Origin of the sequence: Micromonospora sp. NPDC048930 (assembly GCF_043197935.1) — a bacterium.
Taxonomy (GTDB): domain Bacteria; phylum Actinomycetota; class Actinomycetes; order Mycobacteriales; family Micromonosporaceae; genus Micromonospora.
This window is the reverse complement of sequence record NZ_JBICUB010000018.1, coordinates 16404-36688: the sequence shown is the minus strand read 5'-3', so window position 1 is coordinate 36688 and position 20285 is coordinate 16404. Positions and strand designations below refer to the sequence as shown.

The following is a 20285-nucleotide window of genomic DNA, read 5'->3' as shown; positions in this document are numbered from 1 at the left end:
GATCGGCCACCCGGAACGAGCCGAAACCCGTCGATGCTCGGGCGTGTCCTTCCCGGACACGCCGGGTTGTATCCGGTGGACGCGGAAGCCCTTCATGATGCGAGGCGGCCCGGTGACGGCGACAGAAGGCGAGGCCCGCGGCTGGCGGGCCCGGTGGGTCGGACGGGAGAACGAGCGGCGGCGCGCGGCGTACGACGCCGCGCTGGAGGCGTGGCGCCGCCGCGACGAGGAGCTGCGGCAGCTCTACACCGAGGCCGAGGAGCCCGACCAGCTGGCGGAGTCGGCGGCGGGGCTGCCGGTGGACCTCGACGACGACGAACTGGTACTGGCCGTGCAGCCCGCGGCGGAACTCGTCGAGGTGACCGCCCGGCACACCGCGGACCTGCCCGCCGTGGCGCTGACCGTCGTGCCCGTCGACGAAGCCGGGCGGTCGCGCCGGCCGCCGCGAGGCGTCCGCGTGGTCGACGCCGGCACCGCCGTGGTGACCGACCGGCGGCTGATCCTCGTCGGAGCCAACGAGCAGCAGGAGTGGCCGTACCCGGAGGTCGACGGGATCGCCCACCACCCCACCGAGCCGTTCACCCTGCTCCACCCGTCCGGCCCGGGCCCGATCCGGGGCGTCCGGGTGCCCCGGGACGAGGCGTCCGTCTTCCGGCTCCGCCTCACCGTGGCGTACGCCCGGGCCACCGCAGCGCACGCGGCGCTGCTGGAGCGGCTCGACGACACGATCGTCGCGCACTGGCACGAGCGGCCACCGATCCCGACGCCGGCCACCCCGGCCGACGCCCCGGTGACCGCCCGGCTCGTCCGGCCGGCGCTGATCGCCGCCGTCGCGGTCGCCCTGGCCCTGGCGGCGGTCGCCAGCGTGTTCCACGGCTCCGTGCCCGACCGGCCCGTGGTCGGGATGGAGGTAAACCGGAGTGCCGGGCCGGTCGACCCGGCGCTCCCGTCCCCGTCCACCGGCCTCGGCGCACCGGTCAGCTCCACCGCTCCCCACGCCACCGGCAGCACGTCCAGCCAGCCGCCGGACGGGCAACCCACCACCATCGCGCCCGCCAGCGCCGGGGCACCGACCCCGACCGCCGGCGGGCCCACGAGCCAGCCGCCGTCGCCGCCCGGCGGCCGTCCGTCGCGGACACCGTCCGGCTCGCCGAGCCCGACGGCGACGGACCTCTGCGGCGCGCCAGCCAACCCCTACGGCTACAACTACTGCGGCGGGACCTACGTCTACGAACCCGCCGCGGACGTGTGCGACTACTTCTCCTGCGTCTCGAACCTCTGGGACGGCAACGGCTACCTGGTCCAGTGCGAGGACGACCTGGTCAGCAGGACCGGCATGCCGCGCGGGGGGTGCGCGGACCATGGCGGCACCCGCCGCCCGGTCTACGCCGCCTGACCGGCATCACCGGTGCGGAGCGGGAGCAGCCCGGCGAGGACCAGAGCGGCGCCGACCGGCAGCAGGTTCAGGTTCACCGCGATCGCCAGGAACCCGACCAGCACCAGCACCGGTCCCCACGCCGGCAGCAGCCGCAGCGCGGCGGTCCGGACCAGCAGCACCAGCAGGCCCAGCTCGAACAGCGCCGGCCCGCCCAGCAGCACCGCGTCCGGCGGCGGCACCGCGTCGGCGAAGCGCGGGAACAGGTCGCCGAGGATCACCCAGACGAAGGCGACCGCGCCGATCAGCCCGGCCACCGCCGCGACGTCGTCCACCACCCGCAGCCGGGGCGATCGGGTACGTAGCACCCGACGCAACCCGACGATCATCGCCCCGAACCCGACGATGCCGAGCAGGAACAGGGTGTGCCCGGTGTTCCACGCCCAGGCGCCCTTGTCGCTGTGCCCGTCCAGGCGGTCGATCAGGCGCAGGATGCCGTAGCCGAACAGCAGCAGCGCGGCGGTCAGGGCCACCGGCCGCAACCAGGGCTGGCCGGTACGCCTCGGGGTGTCGATGATCGTCATTGCTTCAGCCTCGCCGCCACACCCCGGCGCGGACATCCGGGGCGGACCCGCACCGTCCCCGGACCCTCCAACCCTGATCCGGCTGGGGGTTAATCGCTCGCCGCCTCGCGCGGTGGATCCGTGGCCAGCTCGCCCCGCACGACACCGCCGTGGTGGCCGACCTGCTCGCCGGCCTCGACGACCGGCTCGACCGGGTACGCGACTGCGGGCTGCCCGACACCCTCGTCCACGGCGACCTGCACCCCGGCAACGTCCGCGGCGACGGCCGGCGGGCGACGTTCATCGACTGGGGCGACGCGTTCGTCGGACATCCCGCCTTCGACATCCTGCGCTTCACCGAAACCATGGACGCTCGATCCGGCAGAGCTTCCAGTCACAGTGCTCCGCTACAGCGGCGGCCGTGTGACGGCGCGCGCGTTCCACGCCGGCCGCCGTAGTATCACCGTCCGTGGCGAAGATCGATTCAGCCCAACCCGGGCGGCACGCGAGCTGGTTGGAACTGTTCTTCGACCTGGTCGTCGTGGCGGCGATCTTCGAGCTGGCGCACCGGTTGCACGGTACCCCCACGCTCCGGTCGGTCGGCGTGTTCCTGGTGCTGTACCTGGCGGTCTGGATCGCATGGACGTCGTTCACCCTGTACGGCAACGTGGCCGGGGAGGACGCCCGGCGTCGGGCGATGCTGCTGGGTATGTTTGGCATCGCCGTGATGGCTGCCGCAGTGCCGGAGGCGACCGGCGAGCGGGCGAGGGTGTTCGCCGGAGCCTACGTGGTCGTGCGTATCCTCGGGCAGCTGTCCTGGGCTGGTACCCGGCAGACCCTGCTCGCCTGGCCCACGGCTCAGGTCGGGCTCGGGTTGGCGCCGTGGATCGTCTCCCTCATGGTCGGCTCGCCGGCCCGGTACGTGCTGTGGGTCGTTGGGCTGGCCATCGACCTCCTGCTGCCGATCCTGCTCGCCTCCCAGGCCGGTCAGATCCCGCCGTGGGCGCAGCGCTTGATGGAGCGTGAGGCCCAGCGCGCGGCTACCGGCGCTGCCAAGCGCGGCCTCGGACGGGTGGAGTTCCGAGAGGCGCGCCTGGATCTGGCGCACCTCGCCGAGCGGCTGGGCCTGTTCGTCATCATCGTGCTCGGCGAGGGCGTGATGCAGTTGGTGACCACCGCTGCCGGCGTCGCGTGGACCTCGGGTGTGGTGGCTGTTGCCGTGGCCGGTTTTGTGCTGCTGATCGGCCTGTGGTGGCCCACCTTCCGTTACGGGTTGCTGGCGACGGAGTCCGGCAGGATGCCGGTACGGGCAGGGATGCCGCTGCATTTCCTGACCGTCACGAGCATCACCGTGATCGCCGCTGGTTTGGGCACGATCATGGAGCACCCGCACGGACATGCGCCCTCGGCCGTGCGCTGGCTGCTCTGTGGCGGCGTCGCGGTGTATTTCCTGGACGCGGCGCTTGGCGCAGTCATCGTCCGGCAGCCGCTGCACTGGCTGCTGGGCTGGGGTCTACCGGGCACGGCGGCGCCGCTGGTGCTCGCCGCGATCGGGGGTTGGCTGCCCGGTGTGCTGATGGTCTGGCTGCTGGTGATGGTGGTGGGCTGGCAGGCGGCGTATGTGTGGCTTGCGCAGCGCCGGGGCCACCGCGCCTGAGTAGAGCGATGCGGTTCCGCCGAAGGTGAGTCGGTCGACGATGGCGGCGCAGAGGCGTGGACGGTCATATCCGCTCGCTCCACGGCGGCAGCCACGATACGGTCCCGCCGTGTCCCGCACCGTGACCCTCGTCCTGGTCGATCCCGCCGGCCGGCCGCTCGGCGCCCTGCCCCCGTACGACGTGCCGGAACCCTGGTGGCAGCAGGCCGGCTCGATCGTCGACGGCGCCCGCCACCGCCACGGCGTCGACGTGGCCGTGCTGCGGCTGCTCACCGCCGACCGCCCCGAACCGCCCGGCGGGCACCTCACCTACCTGGCCGAGGTGGCCGCACCCCCGGCCGTACCCCTGGCACCGGCCACCATGGACCTCGCGCCGCACCCGCTGCGCGCCCCCTGGGCCGAACCCGGCGGCCCGGCCCGCAGCCTCGCCTGGGCCACCGGCGAGCTGGACCGGCTCGGCCGCCTGGTGACCGCCGTCGCCCAGCACCGCACCTGGAACCTGTCCGCGATCTGGCGGCTCGACGGCCCGGACGGCAGCGCCTGGCTCAAGCAGGTGCCCGCCTTCTTCCGGCACGAGGCCGCCGTGCTGCGCTGGCTCGCCACCGCCGCACCCGACACCACGCCGACCCTGCTCGCCGCCGACGACACCGGCCGGGTCCTGCTCGACCACATCCCCGGCGACGACCGCTACGTCGCCGACCCCGCCGAACGGGCCGCCATCGCCGCCGCCCACCACACCCTCCAGCGCCGCGCCGCCGACGACGTCGCGGCCCTGGTCGCGGCGGGCGTGCCGGACTGGCGGGGACCGGCCCTCGCCCGGTGGATCCGCGACCAGCTCGCCCCGCACGACACCGCCGTTGTGGCCGACCTGCTCGGCGGCCTCGACGACCGGCTCGACCAGGTACGCGACTGCGGGCTGCCCGACACCCTCGTCCACGGCGACCTGCACCCCGGCAACGTTCGCGGCGACGGCCGGCGGGCGACGTTCATCGACTGGGGCGACGCGTTCGTCGGGCATCCCGCGTTCGACATCCTGCGTCTCACCGAGACCCTCGACGCGGCCACCGCCGGGCCGCTGCTCGACGCCTGGGCCGCCCGCTGGCGGGCCGACGCGCCCGGCAGCGACCCCCGCCGGGCCGTCGACCTGCTCCGCCCGGTCGCGCCGCTGCGGATGGCCGCCGTGTACGCGATGTTCCTCGCCGGCATCGAGCCCAGCGAGCACCCGTACCACCTGGGTGACGTGCCCGCCTGCCTCAAGCGGGCCGCCGCCCTGGCCTGACTCACACCTTCCGCACCGGGATCCACAGCTCCGCGTCGGCCGTCCGCCCGTCGGCCGCCACCCGCACCCGCGACATCTCCGGCCCGGGCCGGCTCTCGTACGGGTGGGACGGGAACCACTGGGTGAACACGTCGCGCCACAGGTACTGCAGCGCCTGCGGGAAGGCCCCCGAGCTGCGGAAGACCGCCCAGTCGCCCGCCGCCACCGGCAGGCTGTCCAGGCCCGCCGGCACGTCCGCGCCGGTCACCACCCCGTGCCAGTAGTCCAGCTCGGTGCCCTCCGCCCGCGAGCCGGCCAGGTCGTCACTGACGTTGACCAGGCCGCGCGGCTCCTGGTCCGACAGCGCCTCGATCCGGCGTACGGTCCCCGGGTCGAGGCCCTTGATGAACGCCACGATGTGCGGGTTCATCCCCTCGTGGACCAGCGGCACCCGCGCCTTCCGCCCGGCCAGGCGGAACGCCTCCTTCGCCACGATCCGGTACTCCATGCTGGCGCTCCCTTCGACGACGAGTCGGAAGGACATCCGGGGCTGGGCACGCAGGATCGCTCCCGTACGCCGGGCCTCCTGTGGGCCGACGCCGTGCACGGCCCGGAACGCCCGGGCGAACGCCTCGTTCGACCCGTACCCCCAGCGGACCGCGACCGCCAGCAGCGACGCGTCCCCGGACAGCACCTCCGCGCCGGCCACGGTGAGCCGGCGACGGCGTACGTACTCCGACAGCGGCATCCCGGCCAGCGCCGAGAAGAGCCGCCGGAAGTGGTGCTCCGACACGCACGCGATCCGCGCCAGCTCGGCGACGTCCAGGGGCTGGTCGAGGTGGCGTTCGAGGTGGTCCATGGCCTGGTTGAGCCGCTCCAGCACCCGATGCTCCTTCCTGTTTCCCGCCCTCGACGCTAGGCGTCCGCGCCTGCCGAGACCCGACCCCGCCGGACCCGGTCCGGTCGGTTCCGACCGCTCCAGCTGCCGTTTGGTGCCGTACCAAAAGAGCGCACCGCCACCACGCCATATAGGTATTAGGTGCAGCGGACGGACAATGCTTATATCGACGACGACCTGAGGAAACTGCGCTTCTGACTTGAGCGATAGGCGACCGGTCACGTAACCGGACCGCCTCCGAGCGGGCGCGCCGGGCTCTGGAGCGATGTGTGGCGGAGCGGCACAAGGTAGTCGAGGGGGGCCTGAGTGATGACCGAACGCGTTGACTGGAGCGACCTGCGCCAGCGCCGGATGGCCGAGCCCGGGGCGGACGAGGCGTACGCCGCGGCGCGGATTGCGTTCGAGCTTGGTCAGACGGTTCGTGAACTGCGAAAACACAATGGCTGGAGCCAGACGCAGCTGGCACGGGCGGCGGGAATGACGCAATCCGCCGTGGCCCGTTTCGAGGCGGGGGGCACCGTGCCCACGCTCGTCGTTCTCGAACGGCTGGCCCGTGCGCTGGACATGCGGCTCGACGTCCGGTTCTCGCCGGCCGCCGACGCGGCCTGACGTCAAGGGACTATCGGACGGCTGGCGTGGGTGTCGCACCATGGCGGCGTGATCAACCTGAAGCGGAAGCGGCACCACAAAAAGAAGCACAAGGACTGGTGCGACTGCGACGGCTGTGACTGCGACGGCCCGGACTGCTGCGACCTCGGTCTCTTCTCGTTCCTGCTCACCTTCGGTTCGGTAGCGGCGGGTGCGGTACGCGCCCCGGGCATGGACCGGGCCGGCCGGGCCGCCATCCTCGGCTACCGGCGCTGGCTGTCGCACCGCTGGCCCGGCCGGTGCCGCTACACCCCCACCTGCAGCGCCTACGGCCTCGCGGCGGTGGAGAAGTACGGCCTCGCGGTGGGCGGGCGGATGGCCGCCGACCGGGTACGCCGCTGCAGGCCGCACGTCCCGCGCGGCACCCACGACCCGCTGCGCTGAACCGCCGTCACGCCCGGCTGGCCGGCATGTGACGACCGCCACAGCAACCGCGCCTGCGGCGCCTCGTTTGGGCCGGTGAGCGATCGGGCGATGGACGGCCCGACGCGACGGGGGAGGCGAGTGCCATGGCAGAGCACACCGGGTGGGGGGACCCGCGGCGCGAGCACCGGACGGCGGAGCCGGACGCGGACGGGCGGTACGAGGCCGCGCGGATCGAGTTCGAGCTGCGGCAGGCCATCCGGGAACTGCGGCGTCGCCCCGGCCCGCTCGCCCGCCGCCGGCCCGCCCGCCGCTGACCACAGCGCCGCCCACCGGCCGCCCGCTCGTGGCCCGGCCGCCGTGTCCCGAGGCCGCTTCACCGGTTGTACCGGGTACCAGCGAATGATCCTCGTGAAAGGCGGGCCCCGGTGACCCATGTGGACAGGAGCGGTAGCGGTTGGCGGGCGCGCTGGGCCAGGCGGGAGAACGAGCGGCGGCGCCGCGCCCACGAGGACGCCGTCGAGGCCTGGTGTCTGCGCGGCGTACGCCTGCGGCGCCTGCGGGCGGGCGCCGAGGAGTCGCCCGCGATCCACGCGGTGGTGCCCGTGGAACTCGCGCGCGGCGAGACGGTGATCGCCGTCCAGCCGTCGACCGGGCTGGTCACCGTACCCAGACACGCCGATCTGCCTCCGCCGGAGCTCTCCGCGATCCCGGCCATGTCCCCGGAATCCGCGCCCCCGCCGCCGTACGGCACGCGGGTGACCGAGGCCGGCACCGCCGTGGTCACCGACCGCCGCGTTGTCCTCATCGGACGGAAGCGAACCTGCCAGTGGACGTACGCGGAGCTAGCCGGCCTCACCCACCACCCGGCGGTGCCGGTGACCCTGCTGCACGGGCCCACCGGGGCGCTGGTGGCGGGTCTCCGCGTGCCCCGCGGCGCGGCGGCGCACTTTCGGCTGCGACTGACCTTGGCGTACGCCGACGCCACCAGGCAGCGGCCGGTGGTCCTCGACCGGCTCGACCAGGCCGTGGCGGCCAATCGGCGGACACCGCCGCCGGCGCCGGTGCTGGTCAGCGCCGGCCACGCGCCCGGGTACGCCCGCCTCAGCCGCTCCGCGCTGGCCGCCGCCGCGGCCGCGGCTTTCGTCGCCGTGGCTGCGCTCGCCGCGACGGCCGGACCCGACGCGGCCCGCCGCTCACCGGCCGGCCTGCCCTCCGGCGGTGGCATCAGGGTCGTGCCGACCGACGGCGCCGGGATCGGATCGGCGGTCACCGGCACCCCGACGGGCGGGCCCGTGCTGCCGGGCGGCTCCGCGCCGATCCTGGACGCTTCCGGCGGGATCGGCGGCGGCCGGACGCAGCCGGCCCGGCGGCGGGTGCAGCATCCGGTGCACGAGCATCCCAGCCGGCGGCCTCAGGCCGGCTCGCCGTCCCGGCCGGCCCCCAGCCGGAGCCCGGCCGCGCCGAGCCGCACGCCCCGCCCGTCCCCCTCCGCCCCGGTCCGGCCGGTCCCGACCTCGAAATCGGTGGACCGCTGCGGGGCCCCGGAGAATCCGCTCGGCTACACCTACTGCGGGGGCGCGTTGGTCCATGAGCCGGTCGCCGAGGTGTGCCACTGGTTCACCTGCGTGGACGGTTTCTGGGTGGGACGCGGCTACCTGATGCGGTGCGGGGACGGAGCGGGAGGGCGCGCAACGCCCGATCACCGCAGTGGGACCGGGGTGCCGAACACGACCGGGACGCCGGGGGAGTAGAGCACGCTCACCGGCGGCCCGGTGACCGCCGGCAGCCCGGCGGCGGCAACCAGTTCGTCGTCCAGGTGCAGCAGTTCGGCCTGGTGCAGCGGCCAGCGCGGATGCCAGTTCGGCAGGTGCAGGGTGCGCCCGTACGCCCGGGTGTGCAGGCCCCAGCGGGCGGTGAGGAAGTGATCGAGGGGGGTCGGGTCGGCGATCGGCTCGCCGACCCGGACCACCATCCGGCTCGTCGCGCCCTTCGGGCCGGGCCAGCGGCGCCGGCAGCGGTAGGTGAGGCGGTCGCCGTCCCGGTCCAGCCGCATCGCCGACCACTTGTACGGCAGCCGCAGGCTCAGCCGCGCCGCCAGCACCAGCGCCAGCCGGGACGCGTCCATCGAGCGGAACACCACCGCGCATCGGCCGGAGTCGTCGACCGAGTAGAGCCGGACGTTGGTCTCCCAGAAGGTGCCGAAGTACGGCACTGCCGGTCCCCGCCCGAGGCCAAGCCCGACCAGCCGGAATCCGATCAGGCCGACGTAGGTGACGCCGTCGAGGGTGTCCGGGCGGGTGGCGGCGGGCAGCAGCGGCGCCACGAGGTCCGGCGCGACCGCCCAGTGCAGGAAGGTCAGGTCCTGCCAGCGTTGCCGCAGCGACGCCCGGGAGAACGGCTGCGCGGGTGCCGGGTCGACCGGCTCGATGTCCACGCGTCCATGGTGCCCGGTGTGGCGGTCACTCCGGGCGGTGGCAGACCGCTTCGACGTTGTTGCCGTCCGGGTCCCGGACGAACGCGCCGTAGTAGGTCGGGTGGTATTCCGGCCAGACCCGCGGCTCGTGCAGCACCTCCGCGCCGGCGGCGACCGCGGCGTCGCGGAACGCCTGTACCGCGGCCCGGTCGGGGGCGGTGAAGGCGATGTGCGCCTCCAGGGGCGCGCTGTCGGCCGGGCCGGGCACCAGCCAGAAGTCGGGACGGTCCACGCCGTAGCCGATCGGGCCGGGTTCCATGATCCGGCGGCCGCCCAGTGGGGCCAGCACGGCGTCGTAGAAGGCGGCGCTGGCCGGCAGGTCCCGCACCATGACGGAGAAGTGGTCGAGCACGTGGTCTCCCTGTGGTCGTCGATGACCGGGCCAGGTTATGAGCCGCCTACGACACTTCCTCGGCCGTGCGCTCGACCTCACCTGTCGAGCACCGTCACCGTTGAGAGCAACGCGGCAGCAACCGGATCCTGGCGAACGTCGGACTCGCCTGCTGTCATGAGGCCATGGGAGAGACCGAGGTGCGGCGCACCGTCGAAACGGTGTGGCGGATGGAGGCCGGACGCGTCGTCGCCGGCATCGCGGGCATCGTCCGCGACGTCGGCCAGGCCGAGGAACTCGCCCAGGACGCCCTCGTCGCCGCCCTCGAACAATGGCCCCGCGACGGCGTACCGGCCAACCCCGGGGCGTGGCTGGTCACCGTCGGCAAGCGCCGCGCCGTCGACGCGCTCCGCCGCCGGCAGACCCAGCAGCGTACGCTCGCCGAACTCGGCCGGGACCTCGACGAGCAGGTCACCCCCGACTTCGACGCCGCCGTCGAGGACCACATCGAGGACGACCTGCTGCGGCTGATCTTCACCGCCTGCCACCCGATCCTGTCCCCGATCGCCCGGGCCGCGCTCACCCTGCGGCTGCTCGGCGGCCTCACGACCGGCGAGATCGCCCGCGCCTTCCTCACCGCCGAACCCACGGTCGGGCAGCGGATCACCCGCGCCAAGCAGACCCTCGCCACCGCGAAGATCCCCTTCGAGGTGCCCGGTCCGGCCGAGCGCGCCGAACGCCTCGATTCGGTGCTGGAGGTCGTCTACCTGATCTTCAATGAGGGCTACTCCGCCACCGCCGGCGACGACTGGATGCGCCCCGCCCTCGCCCAGGAGGCGCTGCGCCTGGCCCGGCTGCTACAGGGGCTGATGCCCGACGAACCCGAGGTGCACGGCCTGGCCGCCCTGCTGGAGATCCAGGCGTCCCGCACCCGCGCCCGCACCGGCCCCGACGGCGAACCCATCCTCCTCAACGACCAGGACCGCAGCCGCTGGGACCAGCTGCTCATCCGGCGCGGCCTCGCCGCCCTCGACCGGGCCCGCACCGACCACCCCGGCCCGTACGCCCTCCAAGCCGAGATCGCCGCCTGTCACGCGCGGGCGCGTACCCCCGAGGAGACCGACTGGGCGCGGATCGCCGCCCTCTACGCGGACCTGGTGCGGCTGGTTCCCTCACCGGTGATCGAGCTGAACCGGGCCGTCGCCGTCGCCCAGGCCCACGGCCCCGCCGCCGGCCTGGAACTCGCCCGCGAACTGGAGTACGAACCGGCGCTGGAGCACTACCACCTGCTGCCCAGCGTGCTCGGTGACCTGCTGTTCAAGCTCGGCCGGCACGAGGAGGCCCGCGCCGAGTTCGAGCGGGCGGCGTCCCTCACCGGCAACGCCCGGGAACGCGCGCTGCTGCTGAACCGGGCCGCCGAATGCGGCGCCTAAAAAATCTTGAAAGGTCATGTCGGATCCGGGTCGACCCGATCGACGCGTCAGCGAGAACAACGATGACGAGGAGATCGAGATGACCAGTACGACGCTCACCCAGGCCGGGACGACACGGGGTGTCCCGACCGCCACCCTGCTCACCGCGGGCGCCGCCGTCGGTCCGGTGTTCCTGGGACTGTCGTTCGCCCAGGTGCTCACCCGCGACGGCTTCGACCTGAGCCGGCAACCGCTCAGCCTGCTCGCCCTCGGCGACCACGGCTGGATCCAGATCGGCAACTTCGTACTCTCCGGGCTGCTCGCCCTCGCCGGCGCCGCCGGGTTCCGGCGGGCGCTGCGCGGCGGGCCGGCCGGGACGTGGGGGCCGGCGCTGGTGGCGGTCCTCGGCGTCGGCCTGATCGTCGCCGGGGTGCTCCGGGCGGACCCCAGCATGGGCTGGCCCGCTGGCGCCCCGGAAGGGGCACCCGAGACGATGAGCTGGCACTCGGTCGGCCACGGGGTCGGGGCGATGCTGTCCTTCGGGGCGCTCACCGTCGCCTGCCTGGTCTTCGCCCGCCGGTTCGGCCGGGTGGGGGCGCTGTCGTCGGTGGCCGCCGCACTGGCGACGGTGGTCGTCATGGCCTGGCCGGACCAGGACAGCATCAGCGTCCGGATGGCCGTCGGTTCGTTCGTCGTCTTCGCCTGGCTCACCGCCGTTTCCCTGCACACCATCACCGAGAGGACCCACTGAGATGCGGTACATGCTGATGCACAAGCTGGACGAGGCCGTTCCCGGCAACTTCGAGCCGAGCCCGGAGTTCATGAAGCGGATGGGCGCCTACTTCGAGGAGGTCGCCAAGGCCGGCATCCTGCTCGCCGCCGAGGGGCTCTGCAAGAGCAGCGAGGAGTCGGCCCGGATCACCGCCAGCAAGGGCAAGACCACCATCACCGACGGGCCGTTCACCGAGACCAAGGAACTCATCGCCGGGTTCGGGCTGATCGAGGTGCGGTCCAAGGAGGAGGCGGTCGAGTGGGGCAAGCGCTTCGTCGACGTCTTCACCGAGAGCGGCATCGACGTCGAGGTCGACGTGCGGCGGGTCAGCGAAGGGCCGCACGAGGGTTGACGCCGACGGGCGAGGATGCCGGCGCGCCGTGCGGGCGCGTCGGCATCCTGGCCCCGACCGCTAGGGCGTCCGGGGCAGTTCCGGCCCCCAGTGCTCCGGCGGTGGATCGATCACCGTCTGCTGCACCGGGATGATCAGCTGGACGTTCCGCTGCTGCGCGCCGCTCTTCGGCGTCTTGATCCGCAGGCCGGTGACGGTGGAGCCGTGGAGCACCACCACGCTTCCCTCGTCGCCCGCGACGACGTTCGTGACCGGGCCGTGCGCGCCGGCCGCCCGCGAGGTGAGGAGCCGCTGCACGACCCGCACCATCGGGAGTACGTGCGGGGCGATGGCCACGATCGCCGCCACGTGCACGGTGAGCAGCAACAGGTCCGTGAGGTACCCGAACGACACCGCGCCGAGAACGGCGGTGACCAGGTAGTAGATCACCAGGATCAGCAGGAACCGGGTGACGTGTTCCGCGTCCGCCTTGGCCACCTCGACGCCCCGGCGTTGGAACGTCACGTCCCCCTCGTCGTTGTGCGACCGGGGCCGCCAGCCGTGGAAGTCTCCGCCGGCGGTGACGAAGTTGTACGTCACCGACTCGCCGTGCTCCAGGTGGGCGATGCGGTACCGGCGTTCGGCTCGCGGCTGGTGCGACTCGCCGACCAGGGTGACGCCGAGCTCCGGCTCGGGTTCCGGGGCCAGGTACGCCTCCAGCAGGGTCGCGCCCTCGGGAAACGTGAAACGCAGGTGGTGGTTCTTCACCACCCGGTTGCCGGTGTTGGTGATCCGGCACCGGACGTGCGCCAGGTCACCGACCTCCCGTCCGCTGTAGAGGATCTTCACCCGCGACCGGATGTCCGGCTGCACCTCGATCAGCGCCCGCGCCACCTCGACCTCGAAGGAGAGCCGCCGCAGCGGTTCGCGCCGCGCCTTGAGCCGGTCGAGCACGTACGCGCCGAGCAGGCCGATGATCGCGCCCATCACGGTCAGGGCGACCTTCTCGGTCAGGCTGTCGGGGGCAGGAGTCAACGCGAAGATCACGGGCTGTCCCTCGGTCGGCTACGGGAGGGATCACGATAGCCGAAGAGTGTTTACCGGTTGACCGAGCGTGACCTGGAGCTCCTGCCGTCACACGCCGGACCGCTGGGCCGTCACCCCCACATGAGAAGCATGGTGCGGGTCGTGGCGGCGCTGCTCGGCGCGGCGTCGGTGGTGGTCGGGGTGTGGGCGCTGACGCGGCCGCACTCCTTCAGCGAGGCGGTGAACTTCCCACCGCACGAGCACTTCGTGCACGACGTCGGCGCGTTCCAGCTCGGCATCGGGGCGACCCTGCTGCTGGCGCTGATCTGGGCCGACGCCCTGGCGGTCGCCCTGGCCGGATACCTCGTCGGCGCAGCGGCGCACACGGTGTCGCACGTGATCGACGCCGACCTGGGCGGCAGCGCGGCGCAGACCTGGGCGGTCGGGCTGTCGGCGGTCCTCGCCCTGGCCGCGCTGGTGGCCCGGCTGCGCCAGCTCGGCTGGGTGGTCGGCTACGTCGACCCCGCGCCGGCTCCCGCATGGGCGCTGCTGGTGCGGCAGAAGACCGTGGTGCTGACCACGTACAAGCGGGACGGGACGGCCGTGCCGACGGCCGTGAGCGTCGCGGTGGCGGGGGAGCGGGCGTACGTGCGCAGCTTCGAGAAAGCCTGGAAGACCCGGCGGATCGGCAACAACCCGCGGGTGACCGTGGCCCCGTCGACCGCGCTGGGAAAGCCGACCGGAGCGGCCGTGGAGGCGGTGGCCCGGCGGTTGACCGGCGCGGAGTACCGGGCGGCGAGCCGGGCACTCATCCGGAAGCATCCGGTGCTGCACGGGGTGCTCGTGCCGCTGACGCACCGGCTCGGGCGGGCCAGGACCGGCCGTACCGTGCATTTCGAGCTGACCCCGGCGCGGCGCCGAGGGGAGGCGCCAGAGGTTGATCGCCCGATGGCGACCCACGTCTGATCAATCGCCATTCCAGGCGTCCGTGCACAGTGCGCATCGAGCCGGATTCGGTAGGCGGCCGAGGTGCAACCGTGACCGGCGGGGACGAATGTCGAAGGCGTGGAGACAACGAGGGCGGGTCTGCTGCCCTGGATCGCCGCCGCAGCTCTGCTCGGCGGTTGCGGATCGGCAGGAGGCAGCCCGGCCGGCGACGACCTGGGCGGGCTACGCGAGCAGGCGCGCGCCGCCCTGGCCCGATATGACCAGGCGGTACGCGACGCGGGCGACACCGCGCGGTTCGTGCCGGTGGGCGAGCTGACCCGGCAGCTCGGTGACTGGGAACCGGCGAACGGGTCCGCCAAGGAGAGCCTGGCGGCCGGCCGCGTCGAAGCCGTCGGGGCGCTGCCCACGACGCCGACTTCGGCCGGGGAACTCGTCTGGGCCAACGGCGGGAAGCAGACCGTACCGTTGATCTCGGCGGACGAGGCGCTGGCGCAGCTGCGGGCGGCCAGCGCCGGCGGATGTGTTGACTGCGCGCCGCTGAGGGTGACGGCCGCTCACCTGACCATCATGACGGTTTCCACTACTCGCGGCCCCGCGACCGTGCCGGCCTGGGAATACACCCTCGAAGGGACGGCGGTGCGGCTGGTCCGACCGGCGGTGGACCCCTCGTCCGTGGTCCGGGTGACGCCGCCTCCGTGGGACGACGACCACCCGCACGGTGGCCTGTCGATCGAATCGGCGACCACGACGGCCGCCAGCCGCGAGCTCACCGTCACCTTCACCGGTGTGCCCGACCCGGGCAGCCGGCCGTGCGGAGCCGACTACAGCGCGGAGGCGGTCGAGTCGGACCTGGCTGTCGTCGTGATTGTCGTCGAGCACCGGCACGCCGACAACGAGTCGTGCGGGGACGTCGGGGCATGGCGCAGCGCCACCGTCGAGCTGGCGCGACAGGTGGGGGAGCGGGCGGTCCTCGAGGTGCAGCAGGGCCTGCCCGTGGCGCTCACGATCCGCTGATCTTCCCGAACCCTGCGCCGGCTCCGATGCAGTGGTCAGCCGAGGGGGACCTGGACGGCGACGTCGTGCTTGGGGTAAAGCGCCTCGATCTGATCCGCGCCGTACTTCTGCCGGAACATCTCCACGACGTGGTTGACCCGGTCGGCGTCGGTGATCGGGGTGGCGCTCGAACTCAACGCCGTGCCGTTCGCGCTCAACTCGATCATCGGGGCCTGCCGGACGTTCTTGTACCACTGGCTGTCCGAGCCGGTGACCGGGACCAGGAACACGCTGTCCTGATCCAGCACGAACCACACCGGATGGGAGATCTGCCGTCCGGTCTTCCGGCCGGTCACGGTGATCTCGACCTCCCTGACGCCATCCAGAGCGTCCCAGATCGCGTTGGCCACGATGTCCTCCGACAGCTTCCCGACGTACTTCCACCTGCCAGGCTAAGGACCCTCGCGCCGGTTCGCCGGGCTTCCCACACCTGCCACCGGTTGGTGCGACCGGCGGCAACGGATGCGCCAGGCCGAAGGTCCCGGCCGTCGGTGAGCTGCGCCCCTGCCGGTGGCGGCCCGGGCGGGCGCAGCCTGGAGGCGAGCGAACCGGCCCGGCGCCGGACAGCGGCACGCCGGCCGAAACTCGGGGAGGTCTCATGACCGCGCCGCCCGCCACCCGACCCCGGCACGCCGCCGCCCGCCACCCGGGACCCGGCGAACCGCCCCGCCCGGTGCGGCCCGTACCCGATCATCCACGGCTGCTCGCCGCCGCCCTGACCGCCACCGCCGGCGCGATCGCCGCCGCCTCGCTGCTCGGCCCGCTCGGGCTCGACCTGATGCGGTACCGCACCTCGGCCACCACCCTCAACCAGCTGCTCGGCAGCGACGCCGCGGCGCTGCTCGCCGTCGCGCCGCTGGCCCTGGCCGCCGCCGTGCTCGCGCTGCGCCGGCACCCGGCGGCGCCGCTGCTGGCCACCGGCATCGGCGGGTACGCCCTCTACACGTACGCCCAGGTCGTCATCGGCCAGGAGTACCTGCGCCTGCCTGGGAACGTCGAACGGTTCTTCCCGCTGCTACTCACGATCTTCCTGCTCGCCGAGGCCCTGGTCGTCCTCGGCTGGCGGTCGATTCCCGCGCGCCTGCCGGCGCCGTCGGCCCGGCTGGAACGCGCTGCCAGCCTGGCTCTGCTGGCGGTGGCGGTCTTCCTCGTCTTCGGGCAGCACCTGCGGCCGATGCTGCTCGCCTGGCAGGACCCGGCGCGGCTGACCGAGTACGCCTCCAGCCCCACCCCGTTCTGGATGGTCAAGCTGATGGACCTCGGCATCGTCGTCCCGGCCGCGGTCGCCGCCGGCGTCGGTCTGCTGCGCGCGCCCCGTGGGCGCGCCGGATGGCGTACGCGCTGCTCACCGGCTACACCTGCCTCGGCGTCTCCGTGGCGGCCATGGCGGTGGTGATGACCGTCCACAGTGACCCGGACGCGTCCGCGGGCCTGGCGGTCGGGTTCGGGCTCTTCGCGCTGGTGTTCGTGGCGCTGACCGTCGCCCTCTACCGTCCACTGTTTCGCCCGCCGGTGGAGCAAGCCTGATCGATGCCCTTAGGTGCGGCTGGGCAGGCGCAATTGCCGGCAAATGGGTCCGACGTCCTGCTACAGTGGGCCGTCACAGCGGCTACCTCGAAAGACTTCCCCGCTGTTAAGGTTGGCGGGCGGAACATGGGGACCGGTCCGACCTCGCGCGGGGGATGGCTCATCGTGGATCAGCAGGCCAGGGAGCAGATAAAGCTTCTGCGCAGACTCGAGAAAGTGATTTCAGAAACCGAGTTCTCCTGGTCACTCTGCCTGGTGGGTGAGGACCAGTCCCGCAAGCTCAACGAACTGGCCGCCGAACTCCAACGTCCCTTCTCGGCGACCGGTGACGAGAAGCGGATCGTGTCCGGCTACTCGTACTGGGGGATCGAGCCGGCGGTCAACTGGCAGCGGGCCTGCACGGATCCCAACTACCCGGTCATGCGGGACGGCATCGAGACGTTCAGCCGACGCTGGCGGAATCTGCATTCCCGGCACAACGGGCAGGCCTACCACTACATCAGCCTGGGCCCGGGCACGGGGGAGAAGGACGCCGTCGTCCTGGCGGACCTCCAGCGGTTGAACCCCGAGATGTACTACGTGCCCGTCGACATGAGCGCGGAAATGCTCCGCCTCGGCCTGAAGCCGATAAAGTCGCTGCCCTTCTTCCGGCAGTTCCGCAACCAGCTGCTGCCGGTGCAACTGGACTTCTCGGTCGAGGAGAACGTGGCCGAGCTGAACGAATTGCGGGACCGGCTCATGGGCGACGAGCCGGTGCTGTTCTCGCTGCTCGGCAACACGATGGCCAATTTCGACGAGGACGTCGACCTGGTCGAACGGCTGAGCAAGCAACTGCTGCGCCCCCAGGACCGGCTGCTGGTGGAGGTCGCCACCGCGTCCCATCTCGACGACCGGATGGCGCAGCAGGCAGCCCGGGAATACGAGACCAGCTGGGTGTTCCGCGAGTTCGTCATCAGCGCGTTGCGCCAGAACACCGACCTCTCGGTGAACATGAACTACGTCCGGTTCGAAGGGGTCGTCGAGGAGGACCGGTCCCTGGTCGTCAAGGTGATCTACTGCAACAAGTCGGCCGAGGATCTGAAGATCGTGCTGCCGAACCGCAGCGAGGTCCACTTCCCGAGCGGGGACACCATCCGCCTCCTCATCACCCGGAAATACCAACTGAAGGCGCTGGCGGCGGCGTTGACCAAGGCGGGCCTCTTCGTGGAGAGCGAGGCATACACGCAGTTCCAGGGCCACGAGCGGGTCCGCCGGTTCGGCCTGGACCTGATGCTCCTGTCGAACAGCGAGGCCGGCAGCGGTTCCGACACCGCCGCCCGGGACGTGTTCCGCCGCGTAGGGAAATGATGAACGGGCCGGTGCGGCCGCCAGCCGGAGCGCCGGTGCGCCGCGCACCCCTGCCGTCATGGGTGACGGCACCCCGTACCTGGATCATGGTCGTCACCGCCGGCAGCCTGGCGGTGGCGTTCGTGATCAGCGCCGTCTGGTGGCGCCGGTCAGCCGGACCGTCGCGCTTCGAGCCGGCGGTGCAGATCCTGGGCCTGCTCGGCGGCATCACCGGCATCGTCGCCGAGCGCTGGGCGGCGAATCGCGAACGGCGCGCCGAGGCCCTCCAGGCCATCGGCGAGGAGTTGCAGGACAACCGGAAGATCCTGACCTCTCCGCCCTTTGCCGTGGGCACCACACGCCCGGCCCGCCGGCAGGTCTACCCGCGGATGAACCTGTCCGCGGTGAATGCCGCGCTGTCCTCGGCCGTGCTGTCCCCACGCCGCGACGAAACGCTCGCCGGCTTGCTCCATGATTGGCGCAACGAAGCGGAGATATTCAACCACCAGCTCTCCCTCGCCGAGATCCTCGCCTTCACCAACGGGTCCGACGAAGTGCTCCGCGACCTGCACCAAGGGCTGCACAGCGCCGACGGCCCACTGGAACGGATGCAGGAACAACTCGACGCCCTGATGAGCACGCCCCCGCTGGCCACGGCCGGCCTCAGACGGCGCAACGCCAGCTAGAGCGGTGTCCACTAAGGTTCGCCGGGTTGGTGGCCGTGCGGTTTTGTCGTACCGGTGGTGTTGGGTGGGGTTGTGGTTCGTCGTCGGGATCCGTCTGCGCCTCGGGTGGTTTATCGCACGGCGCGGGTGGCGTTGCGGGTGACGGCGGGGCAGCGGCGGCGGTGTTTCGGGTTGCTGCGTTCGGCTGGTGACGTGTGGGCGTGCGTGTTGGAGATCAACACATGGCGCCGCCACCGCCGCGACGTCCCGCTGAGTGGCTATCAGGAGTTGTGTCGGGAGTTGGCGGCTTCGGGGTCGGGCACGTTCGGCGAGTTGGACTCGGTGGGTGCCCGGTCGGTGTTGCGGCGGTTCTCTGACGCGTGGTTCGCGGCGGCGAAACGCCGTAAGGACGGCGACGTGTCGGCCCGGTTCCCGCGTCGGCGGCGCGGGTTGATGCCGGTGCGCTGGTATCACGGCACGTTCACCCTCGACGGGTGTCGGGTGCGGATCCCGGTGGCCAAGGGCAGACCGCCGTTGTGGCTGCGCCTGGCGCGGGAGGTGCCGTATCCGGTCGAGCAGGTCCGGTCGGTCACCATGCTGTGCGAGGGTGGCCGCCTGTTTTTGGACGTGACCGCCGAGGTCCCGGTTACGACCTACCCGCCCGGTGAGGAGCCGGACCCGACGAGGGTGGCCGGCGTCGATCTGGGGATCATCCACCCGTACGCGGTTGCCGGCCCGGACGGTGGCGGGTTGTTGGTGTCGGGGCGGGCGATCCGCGCCGAGCACCGGATGCACCTGAAGGACATGAAGGGCCGCCGCCGGGCGACGGCACGGTGTGCGCCGAAGCCGGGGCAGCGGGGGTCGCGGCGGTGGCGCAAACACCGCCGACGCGCCCGGCTGGTGGAGGGCCGGCACCGGCGCCGGGTCCGCCAGGCCCAGCACGAAGCCGCCCGCACGGTGGTGTCCTGGGCGGTGGCGCAGCGGGTCGGAGTCCTATGCGTCGGTGACCCGCGCGGGGTGTTGGACAGTGGTGCGGGGCGGCGGCACAACCTGCGGCTGCGCCAGTGGCAGATCGGCCGGCTCCTGCAGGTCCTCACCGACAAAGCCGTCCTGGCGGGCATCACCGTCCACCTCGTTGACGAGCGCGGCACCTCGTCCACCTGCCCCGCCTGCGGGCGGCGGGTGCCGAAACCGCGCGGCAGGACCATGTCCTGCCCGCATTGCCAGTTTTCTGGGCACCGTGACCTGGTCGCGGCCGCCACCATCGCCACCCGTATCCCGGGCGGCGGACCCACCACCCCCACACCTGTCGTGGTGCCCGAGGTGGTCACGCACCGTCGAGCCGGACGGCACCTCCCCGGTGCCGGCCAGTCCCGACGTGACCCCCGCCGCCCATCCCAGACGGCGCGAGGATCAGTTGGCCCGCGGAGGCCCGCCCCACCAACCGGTGGGGAGTCGCTCGCCACACGGCGAGGATCCACAACGCTGCACCGGAAACCCAGTGAACGTTAGTGGACACCGCACTAGCTGCCTGCCCGCCGCTCCGCGCCGCGAGGCGTCCGAAAAGGATTGCTGACGGACGGTAGCATTCACCCGGGGTAGCGAAGGCTGCCGCAGGAGTGACGGGCGGACGCGCGACGGATGCTTCGGCCCACA

24 protein-coding genes are annotated in these 20285 nt (G+C 72.6%); 18 read left to right on the top strand and 6 right to left on the bottom strand.

The genetic code is table 11. The features are described from left to right. The first annotated feature begins 112 nt into the window (after positions 1-112). A complete protein-coding gene (locus ACGFI9_RS31775) occupies positions 113-1396 on the top strand; it encodes a hypothetical protein (RefSeq protein WP_393183865.1) in 1284 nt (427 codons plus the stop codon). Here the strand turns inward: ACGFI9_RS31775 and ACGFI9_RS31770 are convergent. Then, a complete protein-coding gene (locus ACGFI9_RS31770) occupies positions 1384-1959 on the bottom strand; it encodes a hypothetical protein (protein ID WP_393183863.1) in 576 nt (191 codons plus the stop codon). The genes ACGFI9_RS31775 and ACGFI9_RS31770 overlap by 13 nt on opposite strands. 92 nt (positions 1960-2051) lie before the next feature. Here ACGFI9_RS31770 and ACGFI9_RS31765 point away from each other — a divergent pair, with 92 nt between their 5' ends. The 3 genes from ACGFI9_RS31765 (at position 2052) to ACGFI9_RS31755 (ending at position 4874) form a co-directional block, all read left to right on the top strand. Further along, positions 2052-2396 (top strand): phosphotransferase family protein, encoded by a 345-nt coding sequence (locus tag ACGFI9_RS31765; protein ID WP_393184019.1) that lies wholly within the window; start codon positions 2052-2054, stop codon positions 2394-2396. 11 nt (positions 2397-2407) lie between these two features. Further along, positions 2408-3595, top strand: a complete 1188-nt coding sequence (locus ACGFI9_RS31760) for a low temperature requirement protein A (RefSeq protein ID WP_393183861.1) — start codon at positions 2408-2410, stop codon at positions 3593-3595. A 109-nt stretch (positions 3596-3704) separates the two neighbouring features. Next, positions 3705-4874: a phosphotransferase family protein gene (locus ACGFI9_RS31755; RefSeq protein WP_393183859.1), complete on the top strand. Its 1170-nt coding sequence runs from the start codon at positions 3705-3707 to the stop codon at positions 4872-4874. A 1-nt stretch (position 4875) separates the two neighbouring features. Here the strand turns inward: ACGFI9_RS31755 and ACGFI9_RS31750 are convergent, their stop codons facing one another. Beyond that, a complete protein-coding gene (locus tag ACGFI9_RS31750) occupies positions 4876-5736 on the bottom strand; it encodes a helix-turn-helix domain-containing protein (protein WP_393183857.1) in 861 nt (286 codons plus the stop codon). A 324-nt stretch (positions 5737-6060) separates the two neighbouring features. On the opposite strand from ACGFI9_RS31750, the gene ACGFI9_RS31745 reads away from it, so the two are divergent. From ACGFI9_RS31745 to ACGFI9_RS31730, 4 genes are all read left to right on the top strand, one after another. After that, positions 6061-6360 (top strand): helix-turn-helix domain-containing protein, encoded by a 300-nt coding sequence (locus ACGFI9_RS31745; protein ID WP_393183855.1) that lies wholly within the window; start codon positions 6061-6063, stop codon positions 6358-6360. Positions 6361-6408: 48 nt separating this feature from the next. Further along, entirely contained in the window at positions 6409-6783 is a 375-nt protein-coding gene (gene yidD / locus ACGFI9_RS31740; RefSeq protein ID WP_393183853.1) for a membrane protein insertion efficiency factor YidD, read from the top strand. 125 nt (positions 6784-6908) lie between these two features. After that, a complete protein-coding gene (locus ACGFI9_RS31735) occupies positions 6909-7079 on the top strand; it encodes a hypothetical protein (RefSeq protein ID WP_393183851.1) in 171 nt (56 codons plus the stop codon). 111 nt (positions 7080-7190) lie between these two features. Continuing rightward, a complete protein-coding gene (locus ACGFI9_RS31730; protein WP_393183849.1) occupies positions 7191-8516 on the top strand; it encodes a hypothetical protein in 1326 nt (441 codons plus the stop codon). Here ACGFI9_RS31730 and ACGFI9_RS31725 read toward each other — a convergent pair. Then, on the bottom strand, positions 8465-9199 hold the full coding sequence (locus ACGFI9_RS31725) for a YqjF family protein (protein WP_393183847.1): 735 nt from the start codon (positions 9197-9199) through the stop codon (positions 8465-8467). The genes ACGFI9_RS31730 and ACGFI9_RS31725 overlap by 52 nt on opposite strands. A 25-nt stretch (positions 9200-9224) precedes the next feature. Further along, positions 9225-9590, bottom strand: a complete 366-nt coding sequence (locus tag ACGFI9_RS31720) for a VOC family protein (protein ID WP_393183845.1) — start codon at positions 9588-9590, stop codon at positions 9225-9227. A 164-nt stretch (positions 9591-9754) separates the two neighbouring features. Between ACGFI9_RS31720 and ACGFI9_RS31715 the strand changes: the two genes are divergently transcribed. The 3 genes from ACGFI9_RS31715 (at position 9755) to ACGFI9_RS31705 (ending at position 12105) form a co-directional block, all read left to right on the top strand. Then, positions 9755-11002: an RNA polymerase sigma factor gene (locus ACGFI9_RS31715; protein ID WP_393183843.1), complete on the top strand. Its 1248-nt coding sequence runs from the start codon at positions 9755-9757 to the stop codon at positions 11000-11002. Between the two features lie 79 nt (positions 11003-11081). After that, positions 11082-11732: a DUF998 domain-containing protein gene (locus ACGFI9_RS31710; protein ID WP_393183841.1), complete on the top strand. Its 651-nt coding sequence runs from the start codon at positions 11082-11084 to the stop codon at positions 11730-11732. Between the two features lies 1 nt (position 11733). Continuing rightward, positions 11734-12105 carry a YciI family protein gene (locus ACGFI9_RS31705; RefSeq protein WP_393183839.1) on the top strand — a complete coding sequence of 124 codons (372 nt, stop codon included), beginning with the start codon at positions 11734-11736 and terminating at the stop codon, positions 12103-12105. Between the two features lie 60 nt (positions 12106-12165). Here the strand turns inward: ACGFI9_RS31705 and ACGFI9_RS31700 are convergent, their stop codons facing one another. After that, positions 12166-13131, bottom strand: a complete 966-nt coding sequence (locus ACGFI9_RS31700; RefSeq protein WP_393183837.1) for a hypothetical protein — start codon at positions 13129-13131, stop codon at positions 12166-12168. Positions 13132-13251: 120 nt separating this feature from the next. On the opposite strand from ACGFI9_RS31700, the gene ACGFI9_RS31695 reads away from it, so the two are divergent. Further along, positions 13252-14076, top strand: a complete 825-nt coding sequence (locus ACGFI9_RS31695; protein ID WP_393183835.1) for a PPOX class F420-dependent oxidoreductase — start codon at positions 13252-13254, stop codon at positions 14074-14076. A gap of 99 nt (positions 14077-14175) precedes the next feature. Beyond that, entirely contained in the window at positions 14176-15072 is an 897-nt protein-coding gene (locus ACGFI9_RS31690) for a hypothetical protein (RefSeq protein WP_393183833.1), read from the top strand. 35 nt (positions 15073-15107) lie between these two features. Here the strand turns inward: ACGFI9_RS31690 and ACGFI9_RS31685 are convergent, their stop codons facing one another. Next, positions 15108-15461: a nitroreductase/quinone reductase family protein gene (locus tag ACGFI9_RS31685; RefSeq protein WP_393183831.1), complete on the bottom strand. Its 354-nt coding sequence runs from the start codon at positions 15459-15461 to the stop codon at positions 15108-15110. A gap of 248 nt (positions 15462-15709) precedes the next feature. Between ACGFI9_RS31685 and ACGFI9_RS31680 the strand changes: the two genes are divergently transcribed. From ACGFI9_RS31680 to ACGFI9_RS31660, 5 genes are all read left to right on the top strand, one after another. Then, positions 15710-16507, top strand: a complete 798-nt coding sequence (locus ACGFI9_RS31680) for a hypothetical protein (RefSeq protein WP_393183829.1) — start codon at positions 15710-15712, stop codon at positions 16505-16507. Beyond that, a complete protein-coding gene (locus tag ACGFI9_RS31675) occupies positions 16507-16638 on the top strand; it encodes a hypothetical protein (RefSeq protein ID WP_393183827.1) in 132 nt (43 codons plus the stop codon). Before ACGFI9_RS31680 ends, ACGFI9_RS31675 begins: the two co-directional genes overlap by 1 nt. A 216-nt stretch (positions 16639-16854) precedes the next feature. Further along, on the top strand, positions 16855-17985 hold the full coding sequence (locus ACGFI9_RS31670) for an L-histidine N(alpha)-methyltransferase (protein WP_393183825.1): 1131 nt from the start codon (positions 16855-16857) through the stop codon (positions 17983-17985). Positions 17986-18071: 86 nt separating this feature from the next. Then, complete coding sequence (locus ACGFI9_RS31665) at positions 18072-18650, top strand: hypothetical protein (protein WP_393183823.1); 579 nt, start codon at positions 18072-18074, stop codon at positions 18648-18650. A gap of 54 nt (positions 18651-18704) precedes the next feature. After that, complete coding sequence (locus ACGFI9_RS31660) at positions 18705-20141, top strand: RNA-guided endonuclease InsQ/TnpB family protein (protein WP_393183821.1); 1437 nt, start codon at positions 18705-18707, stop codon at positions 20139-20141. Positions 20142-20285 lie beyond the last annotated feature (144 nt).

Bases quoted from the DNA above. Each gene is read 5' to 3' on its own strand.
- ACGFI9_RS31665 (WP_393183823.1), top strand. From the start codon at position 18,072: ATGGTCGTCACCGCCGGCAGCCTGGCGGTGGCGTTCGTGATCAGCGCC.
- ACGFI9_RS31745 (WP_393183855.1), top strand. From the start codon at position 6,061: ATGACCGAACGCGTTGACTGGAGCGACCTGCGCCAGCGCCGGATGGCC.
- ACGFI9_RS31770 (WP_393183863.1), bottom strand. From the start codon at position 1,959: ATGACGATCATCGACACCCCGAGGCGTACCGGCCAGCCCTGGTTGCGG.
- ACGFI9_RS31710 (WP_393183841.1), top strand. From the start codon at position 11,082: ATGACCAGTACGACGCTCACCCAGGCCGGGACGACACGGGGTGTCCCG.
- ACGFI9_RS31695 (WP_393183835.1), top strand. From the start codon at position 13,252: ATGAGAAGCATGGTGCGGGTCGTGGCGGCGCTGCTCGGCGCGGCGTCG.
- ACGFI9_RS31705 (WP_393183839.1), top strand. From the start codon at position 11,734: ATGCGGTACATGCTGATGCACAAGCTGGACGAGGCCGTTCCCGGCAAC.
- ACGFI9_RS31675 (WP_393183827.1), top strand. From the start codon at position 16,507: ATGACCGTCCACAGTGACCCGGACGCGTCCGCGGGCCTGGCGGTCGGG.
- ACGFI9_RS31680 (WP_393183829.1), top strand. From the start codon at position 15,710: ATGACCGCGCCGCCCGCCACCCGACCCCGGCACGCCGCCGCCCGCCAC.
- ACGFI9_RS31735 (WP_393183851.1), top strand. From the start codon at position 6,909: ATGGCAGAGCACACCGGGTGGGGGGACCCGCGGCGCGAGCACCGGACG.
- ACGFI9_RS31715 (WP_393183843.1), top strand. From the start codon at position 9,755: ATGGGAGAGACCGAGGTGCGGCGCACCGTCGAAACGGTGTGGCGGATG.